Origin of the sequence: Planobispora longispora (genome assembly GCF_016863135.1) — a bacterium.
GTDB lineage: Bacteria > Actinomycetota > Actinomycetes > Streptosporangiales > Streptosporangiaceae > Planobispora > Planobispora longispora.
Map to the genome: position 1 here is coordinate 81,647 of NZ_BOOH01000011.1, position 15,052 is coordinate 96,698.

The 15,052-nt window shown below is 70.2% G+C and carries 13 protein-coding genes; 9 read left to right on the forward strand and 4 right to left on the reverse strand.

All coding sequences use genetic code 11. From position 1 onward, the window contains the following. The first annotated feature begins 188 nt into the window (after positions 1 to 188). On the forward strand, positions 189 to 1,997 hold the full coding sequence (locus tag Plo01_RS40860) for a S1 family peptidase (protein WP_203889414.1): 1,809 nt from the start codon (positions 189 to 191) through the stop codon (positions 1,995 to 1,997). Positions 1,998 to 2,084: 87 nt separating this feature from the next. Here the strand turns inward: Plo01_RS40860 and Plo01_RS05625 are convergent, their stop codons facing one another. From Plo01_RS05625 to Plo01_RS05640, 4 genes are all read right to left on the reverse strand, one after another. Then, complete coding sequence (locus Plo01_RS05625) at positions 2,085 to 2,339, reverse strand: DUF397 domain-containing protein (protein WP_203889415.1); 255 nt, start codon at positions 2,337 to 2,339, stop codon at positions 2,085 to 2,087. Positions 2,340 to 2,484: 145 nt separating this feature from the next. Next, entirely contained in the window at positions 2,485 to 2,697 is a 213-nt protein-coding gene (locus Plo01_RS05630; RefSeq protein ID WP_203889416.1) for a DUF397 domain-containing protein, read from the reverse strand. Between the two features lie 321 nt (positions 2,698 to 3,018). Then, entirely contained in the window at positions 3,019 to 3,291 is a 273-nt protein-coding gene (locus tag Plo01_RS05635) for a DUF397 domain-containing protein (RefSeq protein ID WP_307837361.1), read from the reverse strand. A 20-nt stretch (positions 3,292 to 3,311) separates the two neighbouring features. Then, complete coding sequence (locus Plo01_RS05640; protein ID WP_203889417.1) at positions 3,312 to 4,172, reverse strand: helix-turn-helix domain-containing protein; 861 nt, start codon at positions 4,170 to 4,172, stop codon at positions 3,312 to 3,314. Positions 4,173 to 4,373: 201 nt separating this feature from the next. Between Plo01_RS05640 and Plo01_RS05645 the strand changes: the two genes are divergently transcribed. The 8 genes from Plo01_RS05645 to treY all read left to right on the forward strand — a co-directional run bounded on the left by Plo01_RS05645 (position 4,374) and on the right by treY (position 15,050). Further along, positions 4,374 to 4,799 carry a hypothetical protein gene (locus tag Plo01_RS05645; protein ID WP_203889418.1) on the forward strand — a complete coding sequence of 142 codons (426 nt, stop codon included), beginning with the start codon at positions 4,374 to 4,376 and terminating at the stop codon, positions 4,797 to 4,799. 7 nt (positions 4,800 to 4,806) lie between these two features. Next, entirely contained in the window at positions 4,807 to 5,358 is a 552-nt protein-coding gene (locus tag Plo01_RS05650) for a hypothetical protein (protein WP_203889419.1), read from the forward strand. Between the two features lie 275 nt (positions 5,359 to 5,633). Continuing rightward, positions 5,634 to 8,846, forward strand: coding sequence for an ATP-binding protein (locus tag Plo01_RS05655; protein ID WP_203889420.1), 3,213 nt, complete (start codon positions 5,634 to 5,636; stop codon positions 8,844 to 8,846). 203 nt (positions 8,847 to 9,049) lie between these two features. Further along, positions 9,050 to 9,625 (forward strand): RNA polymerase sigma factor, encoded by a 576-nt coding sequence (locus Plo01_RS05660; protein ID WP_203889421.1) that lies wholly within the window; start codon positions 9,050 to 9,052, stop codon positions 9,623 to 9,625. 48 nt (positions 9,626 to 9,673) lie between these two features. After that, positions 9,674 to 10,135, forward strand: a complete 462-nt coding sequence (locus Plo01_RS05665; protein ID WP_203889422.1) for a peroxiredoxin family protein — start codon at positions 9,674 to 9,676, stop codon at positions 10,133 to 10,135. A 76-nt stretch (positions 10,136 to 10,211) separates the two neighbouring features. After that, a complete protein-coding gene (locus tag Plo01_RS05670; protein WP_203889423.1) occupies positions 10,212 to 10,601 on the forward strand; it encodes a VOC family protein in 390 nt (129 codons plus the stop codon). A gap of 98 nt (positions 10,602 to 10,699) precedes the next feature. Next, positions 10,700 to 12,805, forward strand: a complete 2,106-nt coding sequence (gene glgX / locus Plo01_RS05675) for a glycogen debranching protein GlgX (protein WP_203889424.1) — start codon at positions 10,700 to 10,702, stop codon at positions 12,803 to 12,805. Continuing rightward, entirely contained in the window at positions 12,798 to 15,050 is a 2,253-nt protein-coding gene (treY, locus tag Plo01_RS05680; protein WP_203889425.1) for a malto-oligosyltrehalose synthase, read from the forward strand. Before glgX ends, treY begins: the two co-directional genes overlap by 8 nt. The last annotated feature ends 2 nt before the right edge of the window (positions 15,051 to 15,052 follow it).

A 15,052-nucleotide genomic window follows, 5' to 3' on the forward strand; every position in this document is an offset into this window, starting at 1 on the left:
CTCCTGTGGCAGTCCGGGCACCGCCATCGCCGTCGCCGGACGGCTGCCACCGGTGTTTATGGGGTGGTTTTAACCCTTTTGACCTGGGATTTCATCGAGCCGCAAGCACCGGGCAAGTCCGTCGGAGCAGACTCCCGATCAGAAACCGCCCCGGACGAGGAGGGGCACGTGCTGACGGGGTGGAACAGGTGAACGGAGTTTCGATGCGGCGGCTGGCCGCGGTGGCGGCGCTGGCCGTGGCGGGGGCACTGGGATCCGCCGGCGCGGCGACCGCCGGGACCGAGCCGGTCCCCGCGGCGACGCTGATCGCGGCGAAGGCGAACCCCGCCGTGCAGCTGATCAAGACGACCTACTCGGGCCGGGTCACGGTGCCCACCGCGGCCTCGAAGAAGTCGTTCGACGAACTGCTGGACGAGGCGCAGAAGCAGGCGCGCAAGGGACGGATCCCCTCCGACAACCTGAGCATCGCCAAGTGGGCGTTCGGCAAGCTCGCCGCCGACCCCGGCAAGTACCTCAAGACCGGCAAGCCGGAGCGCACCGAGGACGTCACGTTCTCCGGGACGTGCACGGGCTGGTGGATCACCCCCGACGGCCACATGGTCACCGCCGGGCACTGCGTCCAGAACACCCCCGCCCAGATCGAGGCCGGTTTCGCGGAGTACGGCCTGGCCGACCTCACCAAGAAGGACGTCGAGGCCGCGCTGAAGGACCTCATGGGCTCGGTCGAGCCCGACAAGGAGCTCACCGACCTGGTGACCAAGGTCTTCGTCACCTTCAACACCGACAACCTCCGGGTGTCGGACGCGAAGGTGAAGTACGAGCTGGTCCTGCCGCTCCCGGGCGGAGGCATGAACGCGACCTCCACCCACCTGCCGATCGAGCTCGTCGCCGTGAACGGCACGGGCGGCCCCGGCAAGGACGTCGCCCTGCTCAAGCTCGACGGCGCCCGCAACCTGCCCACCGTGCCGCTCGGCACCGACGGCGACGTGCGGGTCGGCAACGCGCTCTACGCTGTCGGCTTCCCGGGGACGGTCAACCGCGACGAGAGCCTGACCGAGAAGTCCCGGCTGTATCCCGCGATCACCGAGGGCGCCTACAGCGCCCTGCGGGAGACCACCCTGGGCGTGCCGTACATCCAGGCGCAGACGCCCATCTACGGCGGCAACTCCGGTGGACCGGTCTTCAACTCCGAGGGCAAGGTCGTCGCGCTCGTCTCCGCCACGTACCTCAACGAGACCATGACCGAACGCCAGGAGAACCAGAGCGTGTTCTTCCCCGTCGGTCAGATCCGCGAGTTCCTCGAGGCCCAGGGGGTCACCCCCCAGGAGTCGCCCGCCACCCGGACCTACGACGCCGCGCTGGCCGACTTCTTCGCCGACCGGTACAGCCCCGCCCTCGCGGGCTTCAAGCAGACGCTCGACCTCTACCCGCTGCACCCGTACGCCGCCGGCTACATCAAGGAGTCGGAGGAGGCCATCGCCGCCGGCCGGGACACCTCGTCCGGCGCGCCGCCGGCCTCCCCGCAGCCCGACGCGGCCGCCCCGGACGCGTCCGCGACCTCGACACCCGGCACCGCCGCGGTGAACGCCGACGCGTCACCGGCCCCCGTTCCCTCCATCGAGGCCGAGCCGGTCGCGGCCGAGGAAGGGCTGATGAGCAAGCCGATGGCGCTCGTCGGCATCTTCGGCAGCGCGCTGCTGGTGCTCTTCATGCTCGGCGGCCTGCTCATGGCTCTCCACCGCCGCAAGCTCGCCCCGGCCGGGGTCCCGGCGCTCCAGGTCCCTGTGGCCGCCCCCGCCCCGGCCGCCCCGCCGGCCCCCTTCCCGTTCGGCCCGGGTACCCCCGCCCCTCAGGCGGCTCCGTCGGCCGCACCGTACGCCCCGGCCCCGAGCACGCCCGACCCCACCGCGACCCGCGTCTACCCCCGGAACCCGGGCACCCCGTACGGCAACGCCCCGGTCCCGCCGTCCCAGAACGGCCACCCCGGTCAACTCTGACCCACGACCGGGACCGCACGATCCCCGAAGACTCCGCCGCCACCGGAGGCCATCTCGGCCGGTGGCGGCGGAGGCCGTTGTCGGCCCTCAGGGGCGACGGCGAGAGAACAGGCGTGCCCTGCGCCGGGCACGCCTGAACCAGGCGATATCGAACCGCCCACGCCGTACGGCCCGCACGAAGGCTGCCCACTCGTCAGCAGTGAACGTCAGGACCGATCCGGTACCGTCGTCCTTGCTGTCGCGCACCCCCACTCGGCTGCCGTCGAAAGCCAACTCCACACAGCTTCCGCCGTTGCACGGCCGGTGCCAGGCGCTGGGGTTGAACGGAGTTTTCCCCGTCATGCGCTCTCCCGAAAAGATCGACTACACGGAGATGGGGCGCAATGTCGGAAGTATCATAATATACGTTTTTATAAATTTAATGTCTCTTTTAGGTGTTAAAGGTACCGGGGTCGAGGGAGTCGGCCCCGGTACGGCGCCGGACCCGCTAAGAGGGGTCGTGTTCCCCCTGCTTGACGGCCCAGATGAACGTCGCCCACTCACTGTGGGAGTACGTCAGCGTGCCATTGTCCGGGGCCTTGGAATCCCGGACGGCGATCAAGTCTCCGGTGAAGGCGACTTGGACACAGTTTCCTCCGTTGCAGTGGGAGGAAGTGTGCCACTCCAGTGAAGGAGTGCCGGGACTTTGCGGTGAGCCCATTGAAACTCCTGGGGTCGGATGGAACAATGATGCTTCTTAGTTCAGGAGTTTTCAGAGCCGATCAACATTCGGTGATCAGCGATGTCGCAGACTTGACCTCTGCGTACGTAAAAGGTGTCGTCACCGAGATCGCGGTTCCCTGTGCCCGGTCGGTGGGTCGCTGCCGCCGAGGTCGGGTGCTTATTTTACAAGGTTGCCTGCTGAATTCCGGGTGGATGTGTTCTGTAAATTATTGGACTGTGCGGCCTGGGTTCCGTAGAATCAGCCCGCGTGACGAGCCGAGGCCCGTACGGAAGGCCTCGGCTCTACTATCGCCCCGCGTCAGAGGCGCCCGTATCTATTAGTCTTGACGTCCATGATGAACGCGCGCCACTCGTCGTGTGAATAGCGCAATACGGGGCTGCCTGAGATTTTGGAGTCACGAACGAGCACGAGGTCATCGCCTATGGCGACCTCGACGCAGCCTCCCCCGTTGCAGTGACTTGACTTGTGCCAAGCTTCTGTCAAAAAGTGGACATTCTCTGGAGCTGTCATCGATTCTCCTGTCGACTCTGGAATACTGGCCACCTCTCCAGGCAGCTCTTCGAGCGACATGTGTCCACTTGCGTGTCTGCTTATAAGGTGTATGACTGATTTGCCTCCATGATCTTCTCAAGAGACGACTGGGGGTTCAGTGCCGCTGCGCGAATGTGGTCGATCGCCTCTCGATACTGCTTGAGGTCGCGCTCCTTCTCCAGGTACTCCGCCACGGTCAGCAATTCCAGGTGGACGATGGTCGAGACCTGCTGGTCGTCCACCTCAAGGAGTACGAACGGATTTCCTGCCCCCATGTACGGACCAACGTTAAAAGGTATGACCTGTACGGTTACGTGAGGTAGGTTGGCTGTTTCCAAGACGGTCTGCAGCTGGGCCCTCATAATCTTGGGTCCTCCCACCGCCCTGAAGAGGGCGGCCTCGTCGATGAAGGTCCAGTATCGAGGCGGGTTCTCCTTTGTCAGGATGTGCTTTCTTCCCATGCGGGCCGTTACTCGTCTGTTCAGCACATCCTCGGGTATCAGTGGAAGCAGTCCGCGGATGAGGGCCCGCGCGTAGTCTTCGGTCTGCAGGAGGCCGGGGATGTAGGCCGTCTGGAATTCGGTGATCGACTGAGAGACCTCTTCAAGCTCCATATAGGTGTAGAGAGCGTCGTCGCCGAGGTCTCCGTACTCCTGCTTGAGGCCTGGCTGGCGTATTTCGCGCGCCAGTGTCATCAGATGATCAATCAATTTCTGATCGGTTATCCCGTAGATCCTGCAGAGATCCCGTACGTCTCGCTGACTGGCCGGGCGCTGCGCCGTCTCGATGCGGCTGATCTTAGGCGGGCTGCAGAGCAGTTCCTGTGCTACTTGCTCAACCGTAAGGCCAGTGTTTTTACGTAACTCGCGCAACTTCCCAGCCAATTGACGCCGACGAAGGGTCACATTGGTTTCAGCCATCGCTTCACCGCCCTCCTGATGCCGCCAGCGCACTGTACTCCCAGGTGGAAGTCGATATTACCGCGTTAGCATGATCCTTCGGCAAGAACCTACGGAAAATTCTGCTGGCAAGTTTTCCTGGTAATTTCCATCTGTAGGTTGCCACAGGTACAAACCAGGGTAAAAATACATAAAGGCCCTGGTGGGCGGACCTTCAAGGGGGTGCTGACCTTGAAGCACCACATCGAGATCCGGGGCGGCCACTGGATCGGCGTACGAGGCTTGCTGATCGTCTGGCTGCGGGCGCTGGAGGACCGGATCTTCGGAGAGATCGACGCGTTCGCGTGGGTGCAGGGATGGGAGATCGACCGGCGGAGGGTGCTGCGCCGGGTCTACCGGGATCCCAGGTTCGACGCCCTGCAGGAATGCGGTCTGTGCCGGGGCGAGGGCACGACCGCCGTGAAGGAGCGGTGCCCGCTCTGCGACGGGACCGGGCGGATCGACCGGGGCGGAAGCAGAACGTCGGGACAGGGGGAGCCGGAGCTGGACACGGACACCGACGGGTGGCCGGTGCCGGAGCCCAGCGGACCACGGGCCCAGAAGTACGGCGAACGGCAGGCTCGGGAGTACGGCGAGTGGTGGGTCTAGGTGCGTGATGAGCGGTGAGGACGGCACACGCAGGCAGGTGTACGCCGGGCGGCGGGCGGCGGTCATCCCGGCCGTGCGCCCGGGGCCGCTGACCCTGGTCTGGTGGTGGCGGTACGAGATCATGCTCGCCGCCGGGTTGCCGGTGGCGTTCCTGTGGGCGGCGGGGGCGTTCGGCTGGCTCCCGGTCGTCCTGATGGCCCTCGGGCTCGTGGCGTCGGTTTTGGTGTGGCCGACGGCGCGGCGCGAGGTGTGGGGGCGGATCCGGTGCGTGTACACCGCGCACCGGATCCGATCCGGGTGCGTCGAGGCGATCATCATGAACCGGCGTGGCCGGATCCCGGCCGTCCTGTGGACGGTGCCGACCCGGTTCGGCGAGCGGGTCTGGCTGTGGTGCCGGGCGGGCACCACGGCGGCCGACCTGGAAGGGGCGGCGGGGCTCCTGGCGTCCTGCTGCCTGGCGCCGGTGGTGCAGGTGAGCGCCCATCCCCGCTATCCCGCGCTCGTGGTCGTCGACGTGGTCCGCGACGAGAAGGCCTGGGCCGACAGCTCGATCACCTGATGGGGCCGTCCCGGTTGCCCGCCGTACGGTGGCGCCGAAGATCGCCGTGCCGCCTCTCGCCGTACCGGCGCCGTGGGATAAGGCTGTCGCTGGGGGAGGGAATCGGGGTGGCCGAGGCAATCAGAGCGGCGGTTGGGCGGGAGTGACCGGGCGGCTGGGATGGGTGGTTGAGGGGAAGGGGTGGGGCGGGAGGGGCGAGGGGGTGGTTGGGCGGGGTGGCGGGGGGAAATGGGCGGGCGGTTACTATCGGCGCATCTGCGAGCGAGGTGGCCGGGGTGGACTTTCGGGTGCTGGGGCCGGTCGAGGTGATCGGTGACGATGGGACGCCCCTGGACGTCGGGTCCTATCAGCAGCGGGTGGTGCTGGCCCTGTGCGCGCTCGCCGCGCCCCGCCCGGTCCCGCTGAGCCGCGTGGTCGACGTCCTCTGGGGGGACGAGCCGCCCCCCGGGGCGGTCAACACCGTCCAGGCCTACGTCTCCAAGCTCCGCCGGGTCTTCGAGCCGGACAGGCCGCGGAACACGCCCCCCGCGATCCTGGTCAGCAGGCCCGGCGGCTACGCCCTGGAGATCCCCGAGACGGGACTCGACCTGAGCCGGGCACGCGCGCACGCGGCCGAGGGCAGGCGCAGGGCCGCGGCCGGCGACCACCGGGGCGCGGGGGAGGAGCTCCGGCGGGCGCTGGGCGAGTGGCGCGGGGAACCGCTGACCGACTTCGCGGAGGCCTCCTGGGCGGAGGAGGAGATCGCGCACCTGGTGGAGTTCCGGCTGACCCTGGAGGAGGACGCCGCGGAGGCGGACCTCGCGCTCGGCCTGGGCGAGGCGCTCACCGGGCGGCTGGCCCGGCTGGTGGCGGCCCACCCGTTCCGGGAGCGGCTCCGCGTGCTCGGCGCGCACGCGCTTTACCAGGCCGGACGGCAGGCCGACGCGCTGGCCGTCCTCGCCGAGGGGCGCAGGCTGCTGGTGGAGGACCTCGGGCTCGACCCCGGGCCCCGGGCGCGGGAGATGGAGCGGCGCATCCTCGCCCAGGACGCCGCGCTCATGCCCCGGGTCCGCGTCACGGCCGAGGCCCCCCGGCTGGTCGGGCGGGAGGCGGAGACCGGGGAACTGCGCCGCGCGGTGGCGGAGGACGGCCACCGGGTGGTGCTGCTGGCGGGGGAGCCCGGCATCGGTAAGACCAGCCTGGCCGAGCAGGCGGCGGAGGCCGCCGCGGCTCTCGGTCACCGGGTGGTCTGGGGCCGGTGCTGGGACGGGACCGGCGCGCCGCCGTTCTGGCCGTGGACGCAGGCCGTACAGGAACTCGCGGGGGTGGACGGCGGGCTGGGGCGGCTCGCCGGGAGCGGACGGTTCGAGCTCTACGAGGCGTTCGCCGGGCTGCTGAACGAGCACGGCCGGGTCCTGGTCGTCCTCGACGACCTCCAGTGGGCCGACGCCTCCTCGCTGCGGCTGCTGGAGTTCCTCGCCACGACCCGGCTCTGCCCCGGGCTGACCGTGGTCGCCACCTACCGCGACACCGACGTGCGGCCCGGCGGCGCGCTGGAGCAGGCCCTCGGCACGCTGGTACGGCTCCCGCACGCACGGCGGCTCCTGCTGCGCGGGCTGGGCGAGGCCGAGATCCGCCAGTATCTCGACAGGGCCGGGGCCGACCCGGAACGGGCCGCCGAGATGGCCGGGCTGACCGCGGGCAATCCGTTCTTCCTCGGGGAGATCCTGCACCTGGGGGAGACTCCGGGGGCTCTGTCCGACGTCGTGCGGGGGCGGATGGCCGGCCTGCCGCCGGAGACCGAGGAGGTGCTCACCGCCGCCGCCCTGCTCGGCAGGGACGCGGCCACCGACATCCTGCTCCGGGTGGCCGAGCCGCCCGAGGAGCGGGTGCTCGACATCCTCGACGCGGCGGTACGGGCCCGGCTGCTGACCGAGGGAGACGGGCCGGTCTTCCGGTTCGTCCACGACATCGTCCGCGACGTGCTGCGCGAGGCGCTGCCCCCGTCGCGCCGCAGGCGCCTGCACGCCAGGATCGCCGAGGTGCTGGAGGAGCGGAGCGGCACCCGGCTCACCGAGATCGCCCACCACTACCGCGAGGGCGTCCTGAGCGGGCGCATGGCGGGCAAGGCCATCGGGTACACCCGCCGTGCCGCGGCCCAGGCGACGGCGCAGTTCGCCCACGAGGACGCGGTGGAGCACCTGGAGCGGGCGATCGCGCTGATCGGCCAGTTGCCCAGATCCGATGACGCGCTCCGCTGCGACCTCCTGCTGGATCTGGCCGAGGCGCAGGCGGCGGCGGGGATGAGCACCGCCGCGCACGTCTCGCTGGAGAGCGCCGCGGGGATCGCCGAGGAGCTCGGCGACGACAGCCGGCTGGCCCGGGCGGCGCTGGGCCTGTCCGACCAGATCTACCTCGCGATGTACGAGGAGGTGACCGAGGTCGAGCGGCTCGCCGAGCGCATCGACCGGGCGCTCGCCTCGGACCTGGCCGAGGAGTCGCCCTGGCGGGCCCGGCTCCTGGCCGCCTCGGCGTTCATCGGGTCCACCGGGCGGCCCGTCGAGCGGAGCCGGGAGCTGGCGGCGCGGGCCGTACGGCTGGCCCGCCGCACCGGGGACGACCGGGCCCTGTCCAGGGCGCTGATCGTCCAGGAACTGCTGCTCCGGACCGGCCACGACCACGATCTCCGGCGGGAGGTCGTCGGGGAGATCATCGAGATCGGGGCCCGCACCGGTGACCTGATGACCGAGTGGATCGGGCGGGAGGTCGAGTACGTCCTGCTGACCTCCCAGGGCACGACCGGCGGGGCGGAGCGGGCACTGGCCTGGCTGCGGGAGACCGCGGGCCGGCTCCGGCTCCCCTCGATGGTCAGCCTGGCGGCCTGGCAGACGGCGGTCCACGCCCACCTGACCGGACGGCCCGCCGAGGCGCTGGCGGCGGCCGAGGAGTCCGGCGCGGTCTACCCGGAGGGGGCGCTCGGCCGCGGTGACGCGCGGCTGCGCAGCGAGACCTTCCGCTTCCTGGGGCTGCGGCGGGAGGGGCGCCCGGCGGAGGCGCTGGCCCTGGCCGAGGAGCTCCTCACCCTCCGTCCCGGCCAGCGGCCCTGGCGGATCCTGCGCTGCCTGGCCCTGATCGACCTCGGCCGTTCCGAGGAGGGACGGATCGAGCAGGCGCGGGCCGAGTTCGCGGGGTTCGCCCGCGACGGCTTCGCGGAGATCCTTCCCGACCTGCCCTACCGGTTCGTCGCCGACGCCCTCAGCGAGATCTGCTCCGGTCTGGGAGACGCCGGGGCGGGCCGGGTCCTCTACGGCCACCTGGCCCCGGACTCCGGGCGGCTGCTGGGCTGGTCGGTGGCCGACCTGTGCCTGGCGCGGCTGGCCCTGCTGGACGGCGACCGGGAGCGGGCCGGGAAACACCTGCGGGCGGCCGAGACGTTCGTCCGCCGCGCGGGGCTGCACGTCTACGAGCCCGTCCTGGAGACGCTGGCGAAGGAGCTCCCGGCCAGGTGACCCGGCCGGAAAGCCTTCCGGGGGTGACGGGCTGAGACGGTCCTGGAGAAGTCGGTCCCGAAGAGGTGAATCCTTTCGCGGCGCGGGGGCCTCTTATGGGGGTGACGATCACGCGGGGAAGGAGATCCGGATGGGTGACGCCGTGCTGCCGGCCGTTCGGCAGGCACTGTTCACGACTTCGTTCCGCCGGCGGAGGTGCGGACGTGGCTGATCGCGGCTGGGCGAGCACGCGGCTCATCGAGGCCGCGCAGGCCGGTGATCGAGAGTCGATCACCGCGGTGGTCCACGGCGCCCATTCCCATGTGCGGCGCTTCGCCGAGCATCTTTGCGCCTCTCCGCAAGATGCCGAGGACGCCGCGCAGGAAGCACTGATCATCCTCTATCGGAAGATCGGTTCGCTGCGCGCCACCGGGGCGCTGGCATCGTGGATGTTCCGAATCGTCCGGAACGAGTGCCTGCGCCGGGCTCGGTTGCTGTTCGACCACTATGACGGAGCCGGCGCCGGCCTGGCGACGTCGGCCGAGGACGAGGTCATCCGGCGTCTGGAAGCCGACCTCGTCGCACAGGCGATCAAGGAGCTGCCGGAGGTCCAGCGCAGAGTGTTGATCATGCGGGATGTGCTGGGCCATCCGGGACGGGTGGTCGCGGAGAGGCTCGGGCTGAGCGACGCCGCGATGAAGTCCCAGCTGCACCGGGCACGCGGCAGGCTACGGCACAGCCTGGACGGAAAGGGCCACGCCGCCGGCGGCCCGGACGGGGCCGGAACCGCCGGCGCCTGACCTGAGCGGACCGTATTTCCACAACCCGAGTCGAAGGGGAGCTTCACCATGCTCGAAACCGGATCGCCCGCACCCGACATCGTGCTGGAGGACACCGACGGCCAAGTCGTCCGTCTGTCCGACTACCGGGGCGACCAGGCCGTACTCGTCTACTTCATGCGGTCCACGTCGTGCCCGGTCTGCAACCGGCATGTCCACGACCTCATCCGGCGCCGCGACGAGTTCGCCGCCGGCGGCCTCCGGGTGTTCGTCGCGGTTCCCGAGGACCGCCGGACGGCGGCCGAGTGGAAGACCAGGCGCCGGATCCCGTTCCCCGTCCTCACCGGCCGCGGCGGCGCCCCGCACGAGATGATCGGCCTGAGCAGGAAGGTCTTCGGCTCGCTGCAGCAGTCGGGCAGCGTCCTCATCGATTCCCGGGGAATCGTCCGCCACGCCCACGGCGCCACCATGCCCACCGGCGGTTACGACAGGAAGGGGATCACCGCCGCCGTCCGGGCCCTCCGCGCATAGGCGGGCGGGGACGCCCGGGGCGGGAGGAGCGGGCGGGGGCGGGTTTCGGGAGGGGGAGGCCGGTCAGGGGAGGTCCATGGTCGTGAACCGAATCCTCACCAACATCCTGTCCGACCGGCTCCCCGAGACCAGGGACTTCTTCACCGGCCTGCTGGACCTCCAGGTCAACTTCGAGGAGGACTGGTACGTCCATCTGTCGGCGCCGGGGAACCTCGGCCTGGAGGTCGCCGTCTGGCGCCGTGACCACGAGCTGATCCCGCAGGCCCACCGCGCCGCGCCGTGCGGCACGATCCTGACCGTCGTCGTGGACGACGTGGACGCCGTCCACGAGCGCGCCGTGACGATGGGCGTCGAGGTCGTCGCCCCGCCCCGCGACCAGTTCTACGGGCAGCGGAGCTGTCTGGTGCTCGATCCCAACGGCCTGCTCGTGGATGTCTCCACCCCGGTGTCCCGAACCGTCTCCTGAACGCGGCGGCAGCGGCGGGGGCCGTGATGCCGGGACCGGAAAGCAGGCATGGCCTGGAGAGCAATGGGCATATCTCCACACCGCTGAAGGGCGGTGAAATGATCGAAATCTGGCCGGGTGACCCTTATCCCCTGGGGGCTACCTACGACGGTGCGGGGACGAACTTCGCACTCTTTTCCGAAGCGGCGGAACGGGTCGAGCTGTGCCTGTTCGATGAGGAGAACGTGGAGACCCGGGTCCTCCTCACCGAATGCGAGGGTTACGTCTGGCACGGCTATCTGCCGCGCGTCGGCCCCGGGCAGCGGTACGGCTACCGCGTGCACGGCCCCTACGACCCCCCGCGCGGGCGGCGCTGCAACCCCGCCAAACTCCTGATCGACCCCTACGCCAAGGCGATCGAGGGGGGCGTGAGATGGGACGAGGCGGTGTACGGCTACCGCTTCGGGCGGCCGGACAGCCGCAACGACGCCGACTCGGCCCCGTTCGTCCCGCGCTCCATCGTGATCAACCCGTTCTTCGGCTGGGGGCACGACCGGCCGCCCGCCACGCCGTACCACGACACCGTGATCTACGAGGCGCACGTCAAGGGCCTGACGATGAAGCACCCGAAGATCCCGGAACGGATCAGGGGCACGTACGCCGCGATCGGGCACCCGGAGATCGTCGATCACCTGGTCGCGCTCGGGGTGACGGCGATCGAGCTGATGCCGGTGCACCAGTTCGTCGACGACCAGCACCTCGTGGAGCGGGGGCTCAGCAACTACTGGGGCTACAACACCATCGGCTTCTTCGCGCCGCACAACGCCTACTCCTCCAGCGGGCAGCGCGGCGGGCAGGTGCTGGAGTTCAAGGCCATGGTCAAGGCGCTGCACGAGGCGAACATCGAGGTCATCCTCGACGTGGTCTACAACCACACCGCCGAGGGCAACCACCTCGGCCCGACGCTGAGCATGCGCGGCATCGACAACGACGACTACTACCGGCTCGTCGAGAACGACAAGCGCTACTACATGGACACCACCGGCACCGGCAACAGCCTGCTGATGCGCTCGCCCCACGTGCTCCAGATGATCATGGACTCGCTCCGCTACTGGGTCACCGAGATGCACGTGGACGGCTTCCGTTTCGACCTGGCCGCCACCCTCGCCCGGGAACTGCACGAGGTGGACCGGCTGAGCGCGTTCTTCGACCTGGTCCAGCAGGACCCGGTGCTCTCGCGGGTGAAGCTGATCGCCGAGCCGTGGGACGTGGGCCCGGGCGGCTACCAGGTCGGCAACTTCCCGGCCCGGTGGACCGAGTGGAACGGCCGCTACCGCGACACGATCCGCGATCTGTGGCGGGGCGAACCCGCCGCGCTGCCGGAGTTCGCCTCCCGGCTGACCGGCTCCAGCGACCTCTACCAGGACGACAGCCGCCGCCCGGCCGCCTCGATCAACTTCGTCACCTGCCACGACGGGTTCACCCTCACCGACCTCGTCTCCTACAACGGCAAGCACAACGAGGCCAACGGGGAGGGCAACCGGGACGGCAGCGACGACAACCGGTCGTGGAACTGCGGCGCCGAGGGGCCCGCCACGCTCGCCATCGAGTCGCTGCGCGAGCAGCAGAAGCGCAACTTCCTCACCACGCTCTTCCTGTCCCAGGGCGTGCCCATGCTCTCCCACGGCGACGAGCTGGGCCGCACCCAGGGCGGCAACAACAACGTCTACTGCCAGGACAACGAGCTGAGCTGGGTCGACTGGTCCGACATCAGGGAGAACTGGCTGCTGCTGGAGTTCAGCCGCAAGCTCGCCAAGCTCCGCGCCGACCACCCGGTCTTCCGCCGGCGGCGTTTCTTCTACGGCAGGCCGGTGCGCGGTTCGGAGGACGAGCTGAGCGACATCGCCTGGCTCACCCCGCAGGGCAAGAGGATGACCGACTCCGACTGGAACGTCGGCTACGCCAAGTCGCTGGCCGTCTTCCTCAACGGCGAGGCCATCACCGAGCCGGACCGCCGGGGGCGGCGGATCACCGACGACTCGTTCCTGCTGATGATCAACGCGCACCACGACGTCATCAAGTTCACGATTCCGAAGGACTACGGCGAGATGTGGCTGACGGAGATCGACACGGCGATGCCGATCACGGTGGACACCCGGCTCTGCCGGGCGGGCGAGCGGGTGCCGGTGGTGGGCCGGTCGATGCGGGTGATGCGCCGTGTCTGATCCGAGGCCGCCAGACCCGGCGGCGGGCCGGCCCGCCTCCACCTACCGGTTCCAGCTGACCCCCGGCTTCGGGTTCGCCGAGGTGGCCGGACTCGCCCCCTACCTGCGGGAGCTGGGCGTCGGCCACGTCTACCTCTCGCCGATCCTGCAGTCCGTGCCGGACTCGACGCACGGCTACGACGTCACCGACCACTCCCGGATCCGGGAGGAGTTCGGCGGGGCCGAGGGGCTGCGGGCGATGGCGGCCGCGCTCGCCGAGCACGGCCTGGGGATCGTGGTGGACATCGTCCCCAACCACATGACGGTCCCGGTGCCGGAGTCGGGCAACGCGCAGCTGTGGTCGGTGCTCGCCGAGGGGCCCGCCTCGCCGTACGCCTCGTGGTTCGACATCCAGTGGTCGGACGGGAAAGTCAACATGCCGGTGATCGGCGACGACACCGAGCCCGTCGTGGACGGCGACGTGCTGCGCTACCACGACCACGTCTTCCCCCGCGCGGACACGCACTACCGGCTGGTCGACTGGCGGCGGGGGCCGGGGTACCGGCGTTTCTTCGACGTGTCGTCGCTGATCGGGCTCCGGGTGGAGGACCCGGAGGTCTTCACCGCCACCCACGAGGTGATCCTCTCCCTGGTCCGGGAGGGGCTCGTCCAGGGGCTGCGGGTGGACCACCCCGACGGGCTGGCCGACCCGCGCGGCTACCTGGCCCGGTTGCGCGCCGCGTCGGGCGGGGTGTGGACCGTCGCGGAGAAGATCCTGGTCGGGGAGGAACGGCTCCCGGAGGACTGGGACTGCGACGGCACCACCGGCTACGACGTGCTCAACCGGATCACCGGGCTGTTCGTGGACCCGGGCGGGGCCGGTCCGCTGCTCGACCTGTTCGTCCGGCAGACGGGCGCGCCGCCCGACTACGCCGAGGTGGTCTACACGTCCAAGAAGCAGGTCCTCGACCTGTTCTTCGGCGCGGAGCTCGACCGGCTGGCCGAGGTCGCCGGGGCCGGCCGCGACGTGCTCGCGGAGCTGCTGGCCGCGATGCCCGTCTACCGGGCGTACGCGGTGCCGGGAGAGCCCGTGCCCGCGGCCTCGGCCGCCATCGTGGAGGAGGCGGGCCGGGTCGCCGCGGGGCGGCTGCCGGAGGGCGCCCCCGCGGGAGAGGCCGAGGAGGCGGTGGAGAAGGTGCTGTACGGCCCGGCCGAGGCCGTGGTCCGCTTCCAGCAGACCTGCGGCCCGGTCATGGCCAAGGGCGTGGAGGACACCGCGCTCTACCGGTGGTACCCGCTGTCGTGCCTGAACGAGGTGGGCGGGGAGCCCGACCGGTTCGGCGGGACGCCGGAGGAGTTCCACGCCTTCTGCCGGGAGATGTCCCCGGGCACGATGACCACGCTCTCCACCCACGACACCAAGCGCTCGGAGGACGTGCGGGCCCGGCTGGCCGTGCTGTCGGAGCTGCCCGGCCGGTGGGCGGAGGCGGTCGGGGAGTGGTCGGCCAAGGTCTCCTTCGACCCGTTCCTGGACTACCTGGCCTGGCAGAACCTGATGGCCGCCTGGCCGATCGGGCCGGACCGGTTCTTCGACTACCTGTTCAAGGCGGCCCGCGAGGCCAAGACCTCGATCTCCTGGGTCGCCCCCGACCCGGCCTACGAGGAGGGGCTGCGGGCCTTCGCGAACCGGGCGATCGGCGAGTGCGGCCCCTCGATCGCGGAGTTCACCGCCTCGATCGAGCCCTACGCGCGGTCCAACTCGCTGAGCCAGAAGCTGGTCCAGCTCATGCTGCCCGGCGTCCCCGACCTCTACTGGGGCAACGAGATCACCGACTTCTCCCTGGTGGACCCGGACAACCGCCGCCCGGTCGACTTCGAGCTGCGCCGCCGGATGCTCGCCGCGCCGGGCGTGGACGGGGGAGAGGCCGCGGAGAACGGGCGGGGCTCCTCCTGGGACGCGGCCAAGCTGCTCGTCACGAGGCGGGCGCTGAACCTGCGGCGGCGGCTCGACCCGGCGGCGCCGTACGTCCCGCTGGAGGCCGACGAGCACGCGATCGCCTTCGCCCGCGGGGAGCAGGCGGTGGCGGTGGCGACCCGGCTCCCGGTGGGGCTGGAGCGGCGCGGCGGCTGGGGGGACCGCACGCTGACGCTGCCGCACGGGCGCTGGCGGGATCTGCTGTCCGGCGCCGAGCACACCGGGCGTGTCCCCCTGGCCCACCTGCTGTCACACCATCCGGTCGCGCTTCTGGAGAGGGAGAGGGGATAGCC

Bases quoted from the DNA above. Each gene is read 5' to 3' on its own strand.
- Plo01_RS05625 (WP_203889415.1), bottom strand. From the start codon at position 2,339: ATGACGGGGAAAACTCCGTTCAACCCCAGCGCCTGGCACCGGCCGTGC.
- Plo01_RS05630 (WP_203889416.1), bottom strand. From the start codon at position 2,697: ATGGGCTCACCGCAAAGTCCCGGCACTCCTTCACTGGAGTGGCACACT.
- Plo01_RS05635 (WP_307837361.1), bottom strand. From the start codon at position 3,291: ATGTCGCTCGAAGAGCTGCCTGGAGAGGTGGCCAGTATTCCAGAGTCG.
- Plo01_RS05640 (WP_203889417.1), bottom strand. From the start codon at position 4,172: ATGGCTGAAACCAATGTGACCCTTCGTCGGCGTCAATTGGCTGGGAAG.
- Plo01_RS05650 (WP_203889419.1), top strand. From the start codon at position 4,807: ATGAGCGGTGAGGACGGCACACGCAGGCAGGTGTACGCCGGGCGGCGG.
- Plo01_RS05665 (WP_203889422.1), top strand. From the start codon at position 9,674: ATGCTCGAAACCGGATCGCCCGCACCCGACATCGTGCTGGAGGACACC.
- Plo01_RS05670 (WP_203889423.1), top strand. From the start codon at position 10,212: ATGGTCGTGAACCGAATCCTCACCAACATCCTGTCCGACCGGCTCCCC.
- glgX (WP_203889424.1), top strand. From the start codon at position 10,700: ATGATCGAAATCTGGCCGGGTGACCCTTATCCCCTGGGGGCTACCTAC.